This window comes from Salinicola sp. MH3R3-1 (assembly GCF_001937155.1).
Classification (GTDB): domain Bacteria; phylum Pseudomonadota; class Gammaproteobacteria; order Pseudomonadales; family Halomonadaceae; genus Salinicola; species Salinicola halophyticus.
The window spans coordinates 1-230 of the sequence record NZ_MSDP01000136.1 but is presented as its reverse complement, the minus strand read 5'-3'; the positions used below and the strand labels follow the sequence as shown (position 1 = coordinate 230).

The following is a 230-nucleotide window of genomic DNA, read 5'->3' as shown; positions in this document are numbered from 1 at the left end:
GGACTACCGGGGTTTCTAATCCTGTTTGCTCCCCACGCTTTCGCACCTCAGCGTCAGTTGCGGGCCAGTGAGCCGCCTTCGCCACTGGTGTTCCTCCCAATATCTACGAATTTCACCTCTACACTCGGAATTCCACTCACCTCTCCCGCACTCGAGACCGCCAGTATCGGAGGCAATTCTGAGGTTGAGCCTCAGGATTTCACCCCCGACTTAACAGCCAGCCTACGTGC

Annotated in this window: 1 rRNA gene; it reads right to left on the bottom strand. The window is 57.0% G+C overall.

The annotated features are described in order from the left end of the window. A 16S ribosomal RNA gene (locus BTW08_RS18750) occupies positions 1-230 on the bottom strand; the annotation flags it as partial.